Below are 16,588 nucleotides of genomic sequence, written 5' to 3'. Positions count from 1 at the left end.
CTGGCGGATCCGCCGCCTCGGCGAGCGCCACGCACCCGGCCTCCAGGCCCAGGCAGCCAACGCCCGGCAAGCCGCGCAACGCCCGACCACGCTTCCACGCACCGCGGAGACCAGGGGACAACAGCGCTGATCACGTCACTACCTGAACCACAGGGGCGAGGAGCTCCAATGCCTCCTCCCATCGGAATCGATCCGCGCCACCGCCGGCCTTGGGCCGGTGCGGCTCGTACGAGCCGATCAGTACGTCCATCTCGCGCAGGTGCTCCAGGCTCCGGCGGTACGCGGGGTGGGCGGCCTGGGCCGAGGTCAGGTACGGCAGGACAGCGGTCGGGATGCCCATCCCGTATGCCTCGCACAGGACGCCCAAGGCGAGGGTGTCGGAGATGCCGGCGGCCCACTTGTTGACCGTGTTGAAGGTGGCCGGCGCAACCGCGATCGCGTCCGCGGGCGGCAGCGGCCGTGCCTCACCGGGGGTGCGCCAGGCCGACCGGATCGGATATCCGGTCTGGGCCTCGATCGCCTCGGTGTCGAGGAAGCCCAGCCCCTGCGGGGTGGCGACGACCCCGACGTCCCAGTTCCGTTCCTGCGCGGCGGTGATCAGCTTGCCGACGTCACCGGCGATGCCGCACGCGCAGACGACGACGTACAAGAAGGGCTTCTTGTCCGGTTCCTTGGTGGTGGGCTCGGTCACGCGTGCGCTCCAGGATGGTGGGCTTCTCGTTGGGCGGCCAGCCGGTCGGCCAACGCATCGGGCCCGATCTTGCTCAAGGCCCACAGGCTGCTGGATCGACGAGCCCACCGCCAGAGCGGGTCATCCACAGGGGTGTGGAAGGGCAGCACAGGAATGCCATGGGTGTCGAAGGGAGCGGCGTCGAGGTAACGCAGACCACCGGTGCCGCACAGATAGTGGGTGCTGCCGGTGGCTGCCACAAGGTCGGCGAGGCGCTCGGAGCGGCCTTGCCGGGTCGGGATCCCGCTGCTGTCCTGCGCCTGCCCCGACCAGCCAAGAGCGCTGAGCAGGGCAATCGTCGATGCCCTCGCGAGGTCGGCCACACAGTCCGAGTCGTCGAGCGCGTCCAGCACCTCGGACACCGCACCATAGTAGGGGCTGCGGCCGTAGTACTGGCGGACGAGAAGTTGGACCGTCCGGCGCGAGCGACGCGGATCAACGAGCCGCGCTTGGCTGATCAGCGTCGGGCGCCCGTGGGGAAGATGCGTCGGAAGCGTGAGCCACTGCTGTCGGGATGGATCGTCCAGGGCGGCGAGACGGGCGCGGTGCTGGTAGTCGCGCCGAGCGAACTGCACGTCGTCCAGAACGATCCAGCGGTCGGCGGAGAACAGCTTCGCCAGCGTGGACAGCCTGGGAAACAGGTTGGGTTGGTGGATCGCGCACAGCCCGCCCGACGCATCGGCGCTGGGCGGCTCAGGTACTGATGAGGCGGCTGTCGAAGCCGGCGCCCAGGAGGCGCTCGTAAGCGTCATGCACATCCCCCGGTACGTCTTGCTCGACGGCGAACCCGAGCTTCGGGTACTCGATCACCCGCTGCAGGTCGCCGACGAGCATGTCGACGACGAGCTTCTCGTCGCCGATGGACTTGATGTAGTCGTCCAGTTCGAGTGGCTCGGAGGCACACACGACCTCGACTTCGGGCCACAGCTTGCGGCAGGTCGCGTAGGAACGGCGCTCCATGTACGGCTTGGAGATCAGCAGCAGTGAGTCGACCGTGATGCCGGCCTCGGTCAGCAGCTCACGGGAGAAGGTGATGTTCTGGCCGGTGTTCGCTGCCTTCGACTCGACCAGGATCGCCTCGTCCGGCACGCCCAGGCTCAGGGCGTGCTCGCGGTAGTGAACGGCCTCGCCGCGCGGGAAGCGGGCGCGGGTGGTGGGGCTGTTGCCGCCGCTGAACACCACGACGGGGAAGAGGCCGGCGCGGTAGAGGTCGGCGGAGGCGGTGGCGACACCGAGGTCGTGGCTGCCGAGGCCGATCGCCGCCGAGCAGGGCCGCTGCTCGTGCCCCATCTGGTGGTAGTTCCAGATCAGCGTCGCGTCGTGGAACTGCTCGTCGGTGATCTGGCGCTGCTCGTGCTCCGGCACTGGCACTCCCTGGCTCATCCCTGCTGGCCCTTTCGGATGCCCTCGATGCTGCGCAGCTGGTGACTCAGCCCGTACTGGCGCGCCACCTGTGCCGCCTCGTCGAGGACGGACAGCCCATCATTCCGGGTCGCCGCATCCGACAGAAGGATGTGCCCGTACGCGGTGTCCAACCGCACCCGCTGCATGGGGGAGTCGACCGTGCCGGTGGTGCGTGCGATGTCGATGTAGTGCAGGGCCTGGGTCAGGTTGCCGGCACCGCGATGGGCCAGGGCCAGCTTCTGGTGGGCGACCGACCAGTCCTCTGGCTCGCCCAGTTCCTCGAACTCGCGGGTGGCGGTTGCCATGACCGTGGTGGCGTAGGCGTTGTTGCCCTCCTTGCTCAGGGCCGTGCCGATCCACAAGCGCGCCCGGGCCCGGTCACGCCTGCTGAGGCGCTCGTCTGCGGCGAGCTGCTCGTACCGGCGGGCGGACGCGTCGAGCTGGCCCGACATCTCCTGTACGACGGCGAGGGACAGCTCGATCTGGGCCAGACGGCGTGGGATGTCGAGTTCGGTGAACATGCCGCGCGCGGACAGGTAGGACTGGCGTGCGGACAGGGGACCGAGGATCGCCCCTTGGTCTCGCTGCACATCACCGAGCAGCACGAGGGAACGGCCGTACAGGTACAGGCCCTTTTCGTCGAGCTCGTGCGGGTCGTGGCCGCCCAGCCAGCGGTTCAGCAGGGTCGAGGCGAAGGGGAAGTCCTGGCGGCTGACGCAGACCACGGCGCGCTCTATGTCCTCGGTCCAGGTTTCGTAGTCCGCCGGCCGCGCGGCCTTCCGCTCAGGGAACAGCAGCGCCTCGAACCGAGCATGGGCGGCGGTGTCCGCTCGGCACAGCGCGGTGTCCAGAATGGCCTGCGTATCCGGCCGGGGCTGGGTCTCTGTGCCGAGACTTTCCCACTTGGCCACGGTGCGCAGCGCGACACCGAGGTGCCCGGCGAAGGCGCGGGTACTCATGCGCAGGGCGGCGCGCAAGGCACTCGCCTCCCGACCTGTCCACTGCTGAACGCTGACCACGGACGACCTCCCTCTGTCACGTATGGAAGCACTCTCAGTGACGACATGGGGCGCGAAGTGCAACGGAAGTGCAACAGCAGGTCATTTCGAGGCCGTTCACGGCAGCCGACGCTTTGGTCATGGACGACGAACTCATCACGGAACGCCGCCCCGTCGCCTTCCCGCAGGTCTTTGGCTACCTGCGGCACATCACCGGTGGTCTCGCCCGTCATGCGGCACTCGTCGAGTGCCTCACCGAATACTGCAGCCGGCACGAACTGAACCTCGGCGGCGTCTTCACCGACCGCGACGCCACGGTGGCCATCCGGTCAGCCGCTTTCGTTGGGCTGGTCGATGCCCTGCAAGTGCCCGACACCTACGGTGTGGTGGTCCCCGCCCTCAGTCACCTCGGCCCCAAGGGCATCGGTGCCCAGCGAAGGCGGCAGCTAACAGCAACAAGCACCCGCCTGCTCGTTGTCCGTTCCTTCACACCGACAAGGGGTACCGAACCGTCCGCGGACATAAGTGCCGGCCTCCGGCCACAGGGGGAGACATGACGTCCGTTCGTGAGGCACTGCGACGTGCGCCTATGGTCGAAGACGCGCCCGGACTGCGTCTGCTGAAGGTCGGCGACGGCTGGGACCTGGTACGAACCTCCGCCGAGATCGGCCTCCTGGTCCTCGCCCACCTGCGGGCGACCGGCGCCCCGATCGGTCCGGTGCTCTACGACAGGACCAACGGCCGCCTGTACTACGCCATCGCTACCGGCACCGCCGGTCACTGGCACGAACTGCCGGTACGGCACCTCTCTGCCAACTCCTGGCTCGTCGCGCCCGGTCTGGAGATCCTCGACGGTTGGTTCGGCGGCTGGTGCGAGCTCCCCGACGACGACACCCTGACCGACGCCGCCGCCCTCCGCACCGCACTCCGGCACCCGTACGTCATCGCCGCCGCCGAAGAGGAACACTCCGGTGCCTTCCACTAGCGGCCGGCACCCGGCAGCACCCCCGGCCTTCCACCTCGACAGCGAGGGGACACCTGTGACGACCCACCCCGTTTCACCGAACACCGTCCTCGCCAACGCCCTTCTCCGCACCGAGGACGTCCTGACCCCACGCATCCTGGCCAGTCCACCCACGCGGATCGTGCTGGTCGTCGGCACCCAGATCAACGGCACCCCGCACATCGGCACATCACTGGTCCAGTCACTCACCTTCGCCATGGCAGCACGGCTGCGCGACCGCTTCGGCATCCCCGTCGAGGTCGTCTTCAGCGTCCTCGACAACGCCCCGTACGAGCTGGCCGCGGACCCGGCCAGCGGCCACGCCTACCAGCGTGCCTACGCCCAGACCCTCGGTGCGGAGGCGCGCACCGACCTCGTGGCCGCCCTCTACCAACCCCTGTTCACCGCCCTGTCCCGGCGCCTGGGTATCCCGCATCGAGTGGTGACCTACAGCCAACAGCAGGCCGGAGAGCACTTCCGCCGTACCTGGCTGCGCCTGCTCCCCCGCCTCGACGCGGCCCGCTGGTGGCTCTCCCCGTCCACCGGCACCCCACACTTACGGATTCCCTGCCCGCATCCCGGCTGCGGCTGGGCCGAGAAGCACGCCGAACGAACCCGCGTGCACCTCATCGACCGCGAGGCGGCCGACATCGAGGCTGTCTGCCTTCATCACGGCCCCTACCGCACGACCATCACACCCATCACCGGTGGCTACCTCGACCTGGCCACCCTCTACCGCAACCTCGTCAAAGAACTCGCCCTCACTAGCGCACCGGCCGACGGAACCCTGCACGTCATGGTCAAAGGCGGCGACTGGGCCTTCGGCTCCCTCCTCGTCGACGAGGCGCTCCAGGCTGTCGGCCTCACCCGCGCCCAGCTCCCCGCCCGTCTGTTCTGCCCCCAGGTCGTCACCGACACCGGCGCGAAACTCTCCAAGTCCCTCATCCGCGAAGGCCGTGCCCCCTTGCCCGAGGGCGCCGCCGACTGGATGCTCGACACCCGGCAATGGCCCGGCACCGTCGCCGAATACGCCGACCAACTGCTGGCTACTGCCGACACCCTGCTGTCCGACCCCCGACACTTCTTCCGCTCGTACTCCGCAGCCGAGATCGGCCGCCTGATCACCGCACCAGCACCCAGGAGCATTCCCGCCCCATGACCGACGCCGCCAGCCGCATCCACGAACTCAACCTCTACCGCCAGTACTTCGCCCTCGTCGCCGCAGGCACCAAGACCATCGAGGTGCGGGTCAAATACCCCCATCTCGCCGACCTCGCCGTCGGTGACTGCATCCGGTTCCGCATCAAGGGCACCGACGAGACCTGCGAGGTCAAGGTCAAGCGGGTCACGGAGTACCCCGACTTCGAGGCCCTGCTCGACGGCGAGGGACCTACCAACGTGAACCCCACAGCCAGCCGCGACGAGCAGCTCGCCAACATCCGGGCCATCTACCCGTCGGAGAAGGAAGCCCTCGGCGCCTTGGCCATCCGGATCGGGCTCATCAGCTGACAACTGACGCCCTACCCATCCCCTGGGCGGACGGGTCTGGGACGAGTTCCCGCGCCCACGTGCCGAGGCTGGTGCTGTCGGCGCCTGACCAAAAAAACTGCCGGGAAGACGTCCGGGCGGGGTTCTGCTCGACGGGACAGCAAGAGGTTCCCACCGCGGTAGGCGCCCTTAGCCGCCAACTCGGCGAGCACCGCGCACAGTTCGTCTTCGGGTTCACCGGTGAGGTCGACCTGGGTCGCATACGGGAAGTCGGGGCGGGCCGGGGCGGGCAGCCCCTCCATCCTCGTCCTCATCGGCCCGGCCGGCTCGGGCAAGTCCACCCTGGCCAGCATCTGGGGGCCCACCCAGATCCTCAGCCTTAACCACTACAGGGCCCTGGTCTCGGATTCCTTCTCTGCCAAGTTCAGCATGTTGACGTGAAACGACGCACCCATCAGCTCAAACCGATGACCGGGCTGCAGCGTTCGACAGAACCCGGTCCCTCGCCGAACGATCGGTCCCGGGGTTGTGTCCACCGGAGACGTTGCCGTTCCACTACTCGGTGATACCGTGTAGCGGTACTCGGTAGCACGTAGTACCGACAGGGCTGAGGAGCACCCGGGATGGACGACCTGACGGAGATGTTGAAGGGCACGCTCGAAGGGTGCGTGCTCGAAATCATCGGCAGCGAGGAAACCTACGGGTACGCCATCACCCGCCAGCTGAACGAGCTCGGCTTCGCCGACGTCATCGAGGGCACGGTGTACACCATCTTGCTGCGGCTGGAGAGGAACGGGCTCGTCCAGGTGACGAAACGACCATCCGGGGTCGGTCCGCCGCGCAAGTTCTACGCGCTCAACGACGCCGGACGCGAGGAACTCGCGAAGTTCTGGGCGAAATGGCAGTACCTCTCATCACGCATCGACAGGCTCAAGGAGGGCTGGAGATGAACTTCTGGGAGAAGGTCACAGGCAGCGATCTCACCAGGGAATGGAAGGCGTTCGAAGCCCGGGCCGAGGACCTGCCGGACGACTACCGGGAGGCGTGGGGACAGATCATCTCCCACCTCTTCCCCTTCGGGGACTTCACCGGCCGCAACCTGACACCGATCCTCGACTCCGCCCTGGGGCTGCTCGAAGTGTCGGCAGCGGACGGGCAAAGCGCCCACGAGGTGCTCGGCGACGACATCCGGGGCTTCTGCACCGCGCTGGCCGGCGGAGTAGGGGCTCGGACGTATCGCGACCGGTGGCGCGAGCAGTTGAACAGGAACGTCGCGAGGAAATTGAGCCGGCTGGGAGGCTGACGTGAGCATCCAGGACATCATCGAAGGCAAGAAACAGTGGCGGGCGCACGTGACCCGGGTCAAGGCACTCCCGCCGGACTACCAGATCGTTTACAAGGAGATGCAGAAGTACCTGTTCAAGGTCGGACCGGTCAGCCTGCCCGACGGGCCCCTCCTCCCTGGAATCGTCGACTTCTTCGAGGAGGGCGTCGCCGCGGGCAAGGGAGTTTTGGAACTCATCGGCACCGACGTCGCCGCCTTCTGCGACGACCTGATCAAGGAGTCTCCCACCTACGCGGATGCCTACCAGGAATCCATTAGCGGGGAACCCGGCGCGGCCAGGAAGTGACGGTCGTCGGACCGGTTCGCGATACTGCCGGTTCCACCACGGCGGGATTCATGGCCTCGTCTGCGTCGGCAGCACGCGCACACGAGTGCCGTCCCAGGCGCAGCGCCAGGCTGGAGGCCCATGCGACGAAGGCCTCGATGCGCGAGCGCAGCCCCGAAAGCGCAGGGAGGCCGTGCTGGGCATGGGCCGGCAGCCCGATCCTCGGCACGATCTGCTTGGCGCGGATCGGCCCCGGTGCATCGGCCACCACTTCCAAGATGTCGCGGTGCACCGACGGCAGCACGTGTCGCGCTCCATGAACGCGGCGTGGTCGGACTGCCACTGCTGTGTGAGCCGGGTGACCGTCGCCGGGGAGAGCGCGGCCGTGCTCCCCAGGAACTGCTCCAGGGCGGCCACGAAGTCGCCGGAGGACAGACCGCGCTACGCGTTGACTTCGGCCTCCAACGCGGCAGCAAAGCATCCGCCGGGCACCACCACGGACGATCTCATCGATCAGGGAGGAGCTGTTGGCGACGGTGCCATCGTCGGTGACTACGCTGAGCACGGCGTGCCTTCCCGACCGGTGCTGCGAACACCGGCCTACTCGATGACCATCAGTCGATCACGCGGGAAGGTACGCCCTTCGCATGCTCCCCAGGCTGGATCCACAGATCTCGAGCATGGTTCCAGCAGGACACGGCCCAGGCGCGCGCAACGACGTCACAGCATGTCGTGGTCCGAGGTCACCTTCGATCCTCTCTACAGCGAGTGGAGGGCCTGGGGCCGACGGCCAACCTGACCACCACAGGCCTTCCAACTTCCCGGTACGCGCAGGGCATGTCCAGAACGGGTATTCGGGAGCGGTGCTCATGCACGCGAGTCCTGCACAAGGGCCTCTCACCGCCGCCGGTCACCTGCTGCTTGGCCCTGCTGCCGACATACCCGCACCACCCCACCTGCGACGTGCAGGAGGACACTGTGGCCCGAGTACGCCAACAGTTACACCGCCCTGGCCCGCGAGGGGGCGGCACGCCACCAGGCACAACGTCGGCACTGCATTGTGCACAGGTTCGGCAACGCGGCGGACCGGCCGGGCCGCGCCCACGTGCTGTGTCTCCGACATGACGGAGGCTGCGTGGCAGGTCAACGAACCCAGTGGGCGGGGATGCTCCGAGCCCAGGCGTGGGCGAGGGATAGCCGGGTATCACCTACCGGATGTGTGCGGGCGGAAGTTCGGCACGTGAGGGCTGCGGCTACGACGTGTTCTCGGTGAGTCAGCGCGCCTTGAAAGGCTGCAAGGCCAGAACCTCATGAATGTCAAGGAATCGGGATTCACCGGTCTCGCTGTGCACCGAAATGCAGTTGGGTCCGTAGTTGAAATACTTCTCATCCCGGGTTTCGATGTACTTCACGGACTGGAAACCGAAATAGAACAGATCGCCAATTTTCGTCGCAAATTCGCCGTTGCCGAAAAGCGCGACCTGGTCGCTCCACTCGCCGAACTTCTGGCGCAGAGCCTCCGCAGCCAGCCGCTCTGCCTGGTCCATCGTATACATCAGTTGGTCCTCATCAGCTTGAACGTCTTGTAAACCATAGGGTCGACGAACCCGGTCTGCACATCACAGAAAAGCACACGACCCTGGTGGTTCACGATGCTGAACACGTGGCCCGCCGGGCCCTCTTCTGGCAACGCAGCCACCAGGCCCCGAGCCCCGTGGCCGGAATTTCGGATATGGTCGACCATGTCCCAGAACCCGGTGTCCTTGAAGTCCCGTCCATACACGCTCTCGAGTCGATCAAGGGATTGGAACGGAATATCTCCGGGAGTGGCCTTGATGCCCTCACCGGCAAGGTATCGGTCGAATGCCTCGCCGAGGTAGGTGCAGTTGCTCATTCCTCCCTCCGGGTTGAAATACTTTACCAAGTGGGAAAGATCGGGTGTCTCGTACGGCTTGGGCGGGAGCAGGGTCTTCTGCGGGGCGAGGCCGAGGGGATCACAGCTCACCGACGGCCGGTCCACGTAGGTGGCGGGATTGGCCGCCGGAGCCAGCCCGAGGGGGTCCAGGCTGACGTACCGGCCCACTTCGGGGTCGTAGTACCTCAAATAGTTGTAGTTCAGGCCCGTCTCGGCGTCGAAATACTGCCCCGGGAAACGCAGCGGTGTGTAGGCATGGCTCCGCACGGACCACGACCGTTTTCCCCAGTTAGTGGTCCGGGACTGCCAGGCGATCTCTCCGGCCTCGTCGACCAGTTCACAGGGAGATCCCGAGAGGTCGGCCACGATGGCGAAGAACCGGGCGTCTATCTCTTTCTGCGAGGCCGCGGCCGTGGTCCTGCGTTCGCTCTGAGCAACCGCTTCTGCGCCGTTGAGATGCCACGTCAGGGTCACCGAGTCGGCCGAGGAACCCCAACTCGTCGTCTGTTCGCACAGCGTGACGCCGTCCCAGCTGAAGTCCACCTGCTCCAGTACGTCCACACCGTTCTCGGCCATGCGTTGTTTGCCTACGCGCCGCCCGAGAGCGTCGTACTCGTACCGCCATACCGTCCCGTCCGGGGTGGTGACCTGGGTGAGCCGGTCTTCCGCATCCCAGCTGTAGCGCCATGTGTCCGGTTTGCGGGAGAGCCGGGTCTTCTGGCGCAGTACGACACGTCCGGCGGCGTCGTGCTGGTAGCGGATCCGGCCGGCGCGTAGGAGATCGGCACCCTGGTAGACGCGTTCCCCGCATCCGTCGTCTCCGAATGGGTGTGCGGACCACTCAGCCGACACCTGGTTACCGAGCGCGTCGTAGGAGTAGGCCTCCGTCCATCCCTCGCCGCTGACCCGTGTGGTCCTGCCCGTCAGGTCCAGTTCGAACAGTTGATCGCCGTTCAGTTGGTCATGGATCTTCGTCAGGCTGCCGTCGGCGCGGTACTCGTAGGCACGTGTCTGGACACGTCCAAGAGGGCCGTCTACCGCCTGGGACGCCAGTCGGCCAATTGCGTCGAAGGAGCGGGAAATACTCAGGGACCCGGCGAACCGGCGATTGACTTCGCGCCCGACCTGGTCGTACTCCAGCGTGATGACACGCCCGTCCGTCAGGAGCCGGCAGGGCTGCCCGGCGGCGTCGAACTGCCAGACGGTCTCGGCGCCTGACGGCGTCGTGCGTGCCTCCAGTCTGCCGAACTCGTCGTATCGATATGCGACCTCCCGGCCGTTCACGCGCTCGGAGATCAGACGTCCGTGTCGGTCACGAAGAAGGCTTAGATCTGTATGGTCGTTGCTGGCCTGGGCGATCCGGCCGGTGAAGTCGTAGGCGTACGTTGTCACCTCGCCGTCGGCGGTCTTACGAATGACCTGTCCGAGTTCGTTGTGCTCGAAGGTGACGACCTGCCCGAGTGCGTTCACGCGGGAGATCAGGTCACCGCTCGCGTTGTAGGAGTACCGGGTGACCCGGCCGCCGAAGTCGGTTTCGCAGGTCAGCCGCCCGACCAGGTCGTACTCGTAGGTCCAGGTCTGCCCATGGGGGTTGGTCACTGCGGTGAGGCGGAGTTCGTTGTCGTACTGGAACTCGTACCGTGAGCCGTCGGGCTGGACGCGAGTCGTCAGCAGGTCGAACTGGGCGTATTCGAAACGGGTGACGCCGCCGATGGTGTTCGTGTGAGTGAGACAGTTCCCCTCACCGTCGTACGTCCATGTTTCCTCTGTTCCGTCCGGGTTCAGTCGGCGCGTGATTCTGCCCTCGACGGTCCATTCCATCCGGCCGGTCGCGCCCAGAGGGTCGGTGATGGATATGACCCGTCCGAGCGCGTCCCGCCGGTAGTGCATGACGGCGCCCTGGTGATCACGCACCTCCACGGGCAGACCGGCAGCGTCACAGCGTATTTCGGTTACCCGGCCGTACCGATCGCGCAGTGCGGTCAGATGTCCGGAGGCGTCGTAGGTGAAGGAGGTCGTACCGCCCGCCGAATCGGTCACCGATGTCCGGTTCCCGCGGTTGTCGAACTCCTGGCGGACGGTGCTGCCGTCGGGGCGCACCACGCGGCAGAGCAGGCCCCGGTCGTCGTAGAAGAACATGGTGCGCTGACCGTCCGGGCGGATGATCTGCGTGGGGTTCCCCATGTCGTCGTACCGGTAGGACGTCGTACGGCCGACGGCGTCGGTCTCGGACAGCAGACGGTTGAAGCGGTCGCGGGTGAAGCGCCTGGTGTTCCCCGCGGGGTCGGTGATGGCGACGATCTGGTGCAGGTCGTTGACGAAGTACTGACGTATCGCGCCCTCTCCGTTGACCGCCGTCGTGGTGTGCAGTCCAGTTTCCGGGTCTTTCTCGCCGTAGGACAGCCGGAGGCTCATGTGGCCTTGGGTGCCGCCCTGTGCGATGCACCGGTTTCTGTCGTCGTACGCGTACTCGTACGCATGCCCGTTGGTGTCCGTCCACGACGTGATGCGCAGCGCCTCGTCGTAGGTGAACGTGAGTGGCTTCCCGGACGAATTACTGACTTCGGTCAGGTTTCCCAGGGTGTAGCCGTATCGGATCAAGGCGAGGTCGGACCCGTCGTCGCCCCCGCCGACCAGGTGCAGGCCGGTGACCAACCCCTCGGCGCTGTCGATCCGCAGGCGGTATCCGGAGCTGTGGACGATTCCAGAGGGAACTCCGGCGTTGTTGTACTCGAAGGTGATCCAGTTGCCGTTGTTGTCGTCGATCTGTACCAGCTCGGCGAGTTCTTCGTTCCGGTCGGCGAAGTGCAACACCTGCCGAGTCTGTGGGTCGGTGACGGTGTAGCCGTCCGCCTCACGGTTCAAGGGCCAACGCGGGCCGTGTGTCGGCAGGACGGGTAGGCCTGGTGCCGGGTGCGGGTAGAAGAGCCGCATCCCGTCCTCGTGGAGGAAACTGATGCCGGCGGACGTGATGTCCAGTCGCTGATCGACTGTGCTCGCCCATGACGGGCCGAACCAACGACCGTATGTGTAGCCGGACTCCACCCGGCGTTTGAAGGCGAACGGCAGCGCACCAGGGAGCGTCACATCCGTCTGGGAGAGGTACATCTTGCCGGTGGCGAGGTTGATCGGGTCCGTGCCAGCGGACTCGACATCGCCCGGAGCGTGGCTCTCGGCCGCACCTGGTGTCTCGGCGACACCACCTTCTCCCGCGGCCGCCTCCGCGCCGTCGGCTGCGAGCACGCCGTCCTCGGTGAGCTCGGCGGCTCCCGCTCCGTCCGACGCCACGGCAAGGGCAGCCTGGGGCAGCAGTTCGCCGCCGAACTCGTACGGGTCCGACTTGAACGACTTCCAGGCCGATTCAAGGGCGCGATCGGGATGCGTGGCCATGGAGACCACTCCCCCGAGCAGTTGCACCTTGTTCTGCAGGAAGGCGGCCGGATGCGTGAGGTTGTAGGGGTCCATGGGGTCGAGGCTTCGGGCGAAGTTCACGATGCCCGCCGTGCCCTTGACGGCACCGGCGAGGATGTGCGCCGAGTCGACGTACTGGGCTCCCGCGAAATCCAGGCCGTCCAGCTTCAACTGTCGGCCGACCGACGGCTCCTTCGGAGCGTGCTGGAGCGCGGCCTTGAGCTTGGTCTCCGTCTCCCCGGCGATCTTGTTCCGCTGTCGCCGGGCAGCGTCGAGGACATCCTGTGCCTCCTGCATCGTGTGCTCGCCGGGGTCCTTTTCGGAAGGCCGCGGCCCGGGGTCGTCGCTGCCCAGTTCCACCTTGAGCTTGTACGACTCGACCTGCTTGCTGTGCGCGTCCGAGGCGGACTTGCCCTGCTTGTAGAGGCGGATCGCTTCCCGCGCCTGCCCCTGCGCCCATTCGACGGTGTCGGCCAAGCCGTTCAGCGCCGTGGCCGCATCTTGACAGGCTGCGGCGGCCTGCAGCCACTTGGTGGGATGCAGAGCGAACTTCTCACGGAAGGCATCCGCGGCCTTGCCCTTCCAGCCGTCTGAGTCGACGGCCTTCATGCCCACGCCAACCTCCGCGAACGCCGTGGCAAACACGAGCAGGTGCTTGGCCTTCTCACGGATCGTCGACGGCTTGCCGTGGATCAGATCGGACGGCTCGACATCCGGTCCCAATTCCCGCTCATCGACGTGCGCACCGAGATAGGAAGCAACCCGGTCGCCGCCGTGCCGCACCTTCTGTGCCGCGCCGTGCGCGCCGACCTCGTCGAGTGCGTCGCCGGTGAGGTCCGCTCCCTCGTCGATCAGATGCCCGGTGCCACGCTTGGCGTGGTCGTAGAGGTTCTTTCCCCCGCCCAGTATCTCGCCCCCGAGCTTGCCCCACCCCGACATCAGCCCTGCCCCTCCTGCTTCAGGCCGAGCGATTTGTTCACCGCGGCGTTGTAGTCGTCCTGGTTCATGCCGAGCACCGTCGGTACGCCCTCCACGCCAGGAACCACCTCGGAGGTCGCCACATCACGTCCCATTCCCTTGAGGACCTGTTCGGAGGCGGTAGCACTGTCGCGGAACGACTTCGCGCTGTAGTCCGGATGCAGCCACGCCGGCGTGGCCAGCTGACTCCAGCTCTGGCTCTCGATCTGCTGTTCGGAGGCGTACGGATTGCCCTCCAGGGAGTTCAGGCCGACCTTGAAGGAGTCCTTGACGGTCTGGTCCGTCTGGTACATCGTCCCCGCCGAGAGACCGACCGCTGCCGCGAACGAGTTGCCCTCGTCAACCAGGGCTCTCACACCCCATTGCCAACGCTCGCAGAACGAGTGGAAGACAGCTCCGACGGACTCGTCGCCGATCGTCATCCCGTCCATCTCGAGGTCGTCGAAACCGCGCCCCACGCCCGACCAGCCCACCTTGTCGGCGAGGCCCAGACTGCCGAGCTCAGCAAGGGCCTTGTTGATGCCGTCAGCGATAAGTGCGAGCCCGACGACACCCAAATCGGGAGCCCCGCCCGGGCCCGCACCGGAGTGACCGTGCCCCGAGGCGGCACCGCCGCGCGCACTCGGAATGGCCTCCATTTACTCCCCCTTCTCCGTGGCATCGGACGCCGACAGGGCAGATCCCAGCCCGTTCACCGCGACGTCCTCCGGCACCACTCCTGCCACCGGCGGCAGCACCAATCCGTGTTCACCGTCAGCCGCGTTCACCAGCACACCGCACGGCATTCCCGACGCGGCCACTGTCGGTACGGCCTCGTCCAGCAGAGCGGCACCCCACAGGCCCCAGTACCGCCATGTCCGTGCCGCTTCGCCTCGGGCCACCGCATACCGTGCCAGCGCCGCCTCGCCGGTGAACGCGAGGATCCAGCGGACTCCGCCGACATCCACCGTCAGGGGGGGCTTCCCCGCCGCTGCCGCCAGGCAGCGTTCCCAGCGGCACCAGCACCCGTGATTTACGCAACGCGCCCAGCTGGGCGAGGAATTGGCGTCGGCGGGCCTGTACTTGTGCGGCACCCTCGTCAGGGACCGGCTCGGCCGGGGGCTGAGTGGGCTCCCGGTCCGCGAGGCCTTCCACCGAAGCGATGGCTGTGGACGCTTCAGAGCCGTGAGCCACCGCTCGGACCGGGCTGATCCCGAGGACTGCCGCTGGGGGGTCGACGTCCGCCAGCGCGGCGGTGATGACCGTTTGATCGGCGATGTCCCTCAACCGTGAACGACGCGACCCCGGTGCCACTGCACCTGCCGCCGCCTCGTCGGGGTTCTCCTGCCGGTCGGCTCGCTGCTCAGCGTCAGTGCCGCCGCGTGCACCCGGCGTTGTTCCTGACTCGTCCACCTTCAAGTCCCCGTCGCAGGGCGGCCTTTCAGCCCTGACTCATGATCAAACTTGAGTATGTTCACGGCTGGAACCATTCGCCTGCCAAGTGCGGTCAAAGGAATTACCAAGACCGATGGGACCCCCGGCCGACTGCGGGACCCAACTGCGCACGGGGCGGGCTTCGTTGGCCGTCGGTTGAAACGCGGCTCCTCTGCCCGTGCGGGTGGGACAGTCCCTGAATCCCTCTTCCTTCCTGCGGATGGTCGCGTGCTGACCGTTCCTTCCACTCAGCACACCGAGCAGGCCCAACTTGAAGCCGATGTCCTGCTGAGCGCCAGTCAGATGGCGCCCTCTTCGCCGACCCGCGCGGAAATCGTTGCCACGGCCTCGTCCGCCAGCGGGTCAGCCCCGACGGCCGACCCAGGCCCGCCGACGACCTGTTCAGCGCGCCTGCAGTCGGCCCGCTCGAATCGGGCCGCTGCGCGAAAGGATCGTTTTGCTGGCTGTACGGCGCCAGGGTCCGGGACAGGTGGGTGCGCGCTGGCATGGCGTCCCGTCAGTGCAGGCGTGATGTATCCGAAGGCCCGACGGCCGCGTGGAAGCCGTCGATGTAGCCCGCCCGGACCGTTCACCGCTTCGCCGGAGCCAACAGGGGTAAAACGGGCGGAATTTAGGCGGACATTCTCAAAAGGTCAAGCCCAGAAAGGGTCACGGGAGCGCCGTTCGCGACTTCCCTGGTGTGATCGGGTGCGGGTCGCCCTGTTCGGGCGCCAGCGGGCCGCAGGGCGCCTCACGCCTCCCCGCCAGTCCTCCCGATCGAGGTACTGACCGCCGCTTTGGGAAGAATGCCCTATACGGGGTGTGCTTCTCTATGCCCGGTGGCCTACTGCGATCTCTCGGCTCGCCGTCGACCACATCGAGGAGACGAACGGAGCGGTCCGCATCCGCTTCTGTGCCGTCCCGGTGGACCTGCCCGCACCCGTCGCTGAACTGGCCCTCCAGCAGGTCGAGGTTTGGCGCAGCCATGCCGTCCTCGGCGGACAGACTCGCCCTGGCTCTTCCTCGGAGGCCAGATCGGCCGCCCGATCACTGCCTGGGCCATGGGCGAACGGCTCCGCAAGCTCCGCATCCGGCTCGCGGAGACCCGCTCGGCCGCCCTGTTCCAGCTCGCCACCGAGCTGCCGGCCGCGGTCCTCGACAGAACCCTCGGCATCGACATCACCGTCGCCCCCAAGTGGCAGCGGGTCGCCGCTGGAGACTGGGGCGCCTCGCGACCGAGGTCAGCCGCCGAACCACGGCGGCCCAAGCATGATCCACCAACACCCCCAGCGTTCTCATGCTGGCCCGCCGCCTCGGCCTGACCAACACCACCTTCCGCCGCTGTTACCCCGAGATCGCACGAGAGATCGCTGACCACCGAGCCGCCCCCGCCACCCCGCGCAGCGGTCCGAGCGAGCACAACAGGATCGTCGCCCGCAACGCGAAGCTCCGCCGACGGAACCGTGACCTGACCACTCAGCTCGCCCTCGCCGCGGCACAGGTCCAGCACCTCGCCCTCCGCAACGAACGCCGCCAAGGTCACCAACATCCGCAGCAAGCCAAGGAAACGTTGAACCGGAAACAACAGAGCCCTTTCGGTATTTGGCCCCGATGTGAATCGGGCGCAAAGTCTGGTGC

At 66.9% G+C, this 16,588-nt stretch carries 18 protein-coding genes and 1 pseudogene; 9 read left to right on the top strand and 10 right to left on the bottom strand.

Annotated features, from left to right (window positions below):
- Positions 1-130: 130 nt before the first annotated feature.
- The 4 genes from ACFZDC_RS37680 to ACFZDC_RS37665 are packed head-to-tail and all read right to left on the bottom strand — an operon-like array spanning position 131 to position 3,153.
- Positions 131-691, bottom strand: coding sequence for a flavoprotein (locus tag ACFZDC_RS37680; protein ID WP_391331030.1), 561 nt, complete (start codon positions 689-691; stop codon positions 131-133).
- The gene (locus ACFZDC_RS37675) at positions 688-1,482 is read right to left on the bottom strand and encodes a WbqC family protein (RefSeq protein WP_391331028.1); all 795 of its coding nucleotides are present in this window, start codon (positions 1,480-1,482) and stop codon (positions 688-690) included. Before ACFZDC_RS37675 ends, ACFZDC_RS37680 begins: the two co-directional genes overlap by 4 nt.
- Entirely contained in the window at positions 1,424-2,113 is a 690-nt protein-coding gene (locus tag ACFZDC_RS37670; protein ID WP_391331026.1) for an ElyC/SanA/YdcF family protein, read from the bottom strand. Before ACFZDC_RS37670 ends, ACFZDC_RS37675 begins: the two co-directional genes overlap by 59 nt.
- The gene (locus tag ACFZDC_RS37665; RefSeq protein ID WP_391331024.1) at positions 2,110-3,153 is read right to left on the bottom strand and encodes a helix-turn-helix domain-containing protein; all 1,044 of its coding nucleotides are present in this window, start codon (positions 3,151-3,153) and stop codon (positions 2,110-2,112) included. The genes ACFZDC_RS37670 and ACFZDC_RS37665 overlap by 4 nt, the downstream gene beginning before the upstream one ends.
- 119 nt (positions 3,154-3,272) lie before the next feature.
- Here ACFZDC_RS37665 and ACFZDC_RS37660 point away from each other — a divergent pair, with 119 nt between their 5' ends.
- The 8 genes from ACFZDC_RS37660 to ACFZDC_RS37625 all read left to right on the top strand — a co-directional run bounded on the left by ACFZDC_RS37660 (position 3,273) and on the right by ACFZDC_RS37625 (position 7,254).
- Positions 3,273-3,689, top strand: coding sequence for a hypothetical protein (locus tag ACFZDC_RS37660; protein ID WP_391331022.1), 417 nt, complete (start codon positions 3,273-3,275; stop codon positions 3,687-3,689).
- Positions 3,686-4,117 carry a hypothetical protein gene (locus tag ACFZDC_RS37655; RefSeq protein WP_391331020.1) on the top strand — a complete coding sequence of 144 codons (432 nt, stop codon included), beginning with the start codon at positions 3,686-3,688 and terminating at the stop codon, positions 4,115-4,117. Before ACFZDC_RS37660 ends, ACFZDC_RS37655 begins: the two co-directional genes overlap by 4 nt.
- Positions 4,118-4,172: 55 nt before the next feature.
- The gene (locus ACFZDC_RS37650; RefSeq protein ID WP_391331100.1) at positions 4,173-5,294 is read left to right on the top strand and encodes a hypothetical protein; all 1,122 of its coding nucleotides are present in this window, start codon (positions 4,173-4,175) and stop codon (positions 5,292-5,294) included.
- On the top strand, positions 5,291-5,644 hold the full coding sequence (locus ACFZDC_RS37645; protein WP_391331018.1) for an ASCH domain-containing protein: 354 nt from the start codon (positions 5,291-5,293) through the stop codon (positions 5,642-5,644). Before ACFZDC_RS37650 ends, ACFZDC_RS37645 begins: the two co-directional genes overlap by 4 nt.
- A gap of 219 nt (positions 5,645-5,863) precedes the next feature.
- Entirely contained in the window at positions 5,864-6,064 is a 201-nt protein-coding gene (locus ACFZDC_RS37640) for a hypothetical protein (RefSeq protein WP_391331016.1), read from the top strand.
- Positions 6,065-6,246: 182 nt separating this feature from the next.
- Entirely contained in the window at positions 6,247-6,573 is a 327-nt protein-coding gene (locus tag ACFZDC_RS37635) for a helix-turn-helix transcriptional regulator (RefSeq protein ID WP_391331014.1), read from the top strand.
- Positions 6,570-6,926, top strand: coding sequence for a DUF1048 domain-containing protein (locus tag ACFZDC_RS37630; RefSeq protein WP_391331012.1), 357 nt, complete (start codon positions 6,570-6,572; stop codon positions 6,924-6,926). Before ACFZDC_RS37635 ends, ACFZDC_RS37630 begins: the two co-directional genes overlap by 4 nt.
- Before the next feature lies 1 nt (position 6,927).
- Complete coding sequence (locus tag ACFZDC_RS37625; RefSeq protein ID WP_391331011.1) at positions 6,928-7,254, top strand: DUF1048 domain-containing protein; 327 nt, start codon at positions 6,928-6,930, stop codon at positions 7,252-7,254.
- On the opposite strand, the gene ACFZDC_RS37620 is transcribed toward ACFZDC_RS37625, so the two are convergent.
- From ACFZDC_RS37620 to ACFZDC_RS37595, 6 genes and pseudogenes are all read right to left on the bottom strand, one after another.
- A complete protein-coding gene (locus tag ACFZDC_RS37620; protein ID WP_391331009.1) occupies positions 7,223-7,537 on the bottom strand; it encodes a hypothetical protein in 315 nt (104 codons plus the stop codon). The two genes, ACFZDC_RS37625 and ACFZDC_RS37620, sit on opposite strands and share 32 nt — an antisense overlap.
- Before the next feature lie 5 nt (positions 7,538-7,542).
- Positions 7,543-7,671, bottom strand: a pseudogene (locus tag ACFZDC_RS37615) (IS256 family transposase); the annotation flags it as partial.
- 836 nt (positions 7,672-8,507) lie between these two features.
- Entirely contained in the window at positions 8,508-8,789 is a 282-nt protein-coding gene (locus ACFZDC_RS37610) for a hypothetical protein (protein WP_391331007.1), read from the bottom strand.
- Positions 8,789-13,498: a putative T7SS-secreted protein gene (locus tag ACFZDC_RS37605; RefSeq protein ID WP_391331005.1), complete on the bottom strand. Its 4,710-nt coding sequence runs from the start codon at positions 13,496-13,498 to the stop codon at positions 8,789-8,791. Before ACFZDC_RS37605 ends, ACFZDC_RS37610 begins: the two co-directional genes overlap by 1 nt.
- Entirely contained in the window at positions 13,498-14,175 is a 678-nt protein-coding gene (locus ACFZDC_RS37600) for a hypothetical protein (RefSeq protein WP_391331003.1), read from the bottom strand. Before ACFZDC_RS37600 ends, ACFZDC_RS37605 begins: the two co-directional genes overlap by 1 nt.
- On the bottom strand, positions 14,176-14,484 hold the full coding sequence (locus ACFZDC_RS37595) for a hypothetical protein (RefSeq protein ID WP_391331001.1): 309 nt from the start codon (positions 14,482-14,484) through the stop codon (positions 14,176-14,178).
- 1,527 nt (positions 14,485-16,011) lie between these two features.
- On the opposite strand from ACFZDC_RS37595, the gene ACFZDC_RS37590 reads away from it, so the two are divergent.
- Positions 16,012-16,272: a hypothetical protein gene (locus ACFZDC_RS37590; protein WP_391330999.1), complete on the top strand. Its 261-nt coding sequence runs from the start codon at positions 16,012-16,014 to the stop codon at positions 16,270-16,272.
- The last annotated feature ends 316 nt before the right edge of the window (positions 16,273-16,588 follow it).

The organism is Streptomyces sp. NPDC007905 (assembly GCF_042959345.1).
Taxonomy (GTDB): Bacteria; Actinomycetota; Actinomycetes; order Streptomycetales; family Streptomycetaceae; genus Streptomyces.
This window is presented reverse-complemented; position numbering and strand designations above follow the sequence as displayed.

Bases quoted from the DNA above. Each gene is read 5' to 3' on its own strand.
- ACFZDC_RS37675 (WP_391331028.1), bottom strand. From the start codon at position 1,482: ATGACGCTTACGAGCGCCTCCTGGGCGCCGGCTTCGACAGCCGCCTCA.
- ACFZDC_RS37600 (WP_391331003.1), bottom strand. From the start codon at position 14,175: ATGGAGGCCATTCCGAGTGCGCGCGGCGGTGCCGCCTCGGGGCACGGT.
- ACFZDC_RS37605 (WP_391331005.1), bottom strand. From the start codon at position 13,498: ATGTCGGGGTGGGGCAAGCTCGGGGGCGAGATACTGGGCGGGGGAAAG.
- ACFZDC_RS37635 (WP_391331014.1), top strand. From the start codon at position 6,247: ATGGACGACCTGACGGAGATGTTGAAGGGCACGCTCGAAGGGTGCGTG.
- ACFZDC_RS37590 (WP_391330999.1), top strand. From the start codon at position 16,012: ATGGGCGAACGGCTCCGCAAGCTCCGCATCCGGCTCGCGGAGACCCGC.
- ACFZDC_RS37660 (WP_391331022.1), top strand. From the start codon at position 3,273: ATGGACGACGAACTCATCACGGAACGCCGCCCCGTCGCCTTCCCGCAG.
- ACFZDC_RS37655 (WP_391331020.1), top strand. From the start codon at position 3,686: ATGACGTCCGTTCGTGAGGCACTGCGACGTGCGCCTATGGTCGAAGAC.
- ACFZDC_RS37670 (WP_391331026.1), bottom strand. From the start codon at position 2,113: ATGAGCCAGGGAGTGCCAGTGCCGGAGCACGAGCAGCGCCAGATCACC.
- ACFZDC_RS37645 (WP_391331018.1), top strand. From the start codon at position 5,291: ATGACCGACGCCGCCAGCCGCATCCACGAACTCAACCTCTACCGCCAG.
- ACFZDC_RS37610 (WP_391331007.1), bottom strand. From the start codon at position 8,789: ATGTATACGATGGACCAGGCAGAGCGGCTGGCTGCGGAGGCTCTGCGC.
- ACFZDC_RS37630 (WP_391331012.1), top strand. From the start codon at position 6,570: ATGAACTTCTGGGAGAAGGTCACAGGCAGCGATCTCACCAGGGAATGG.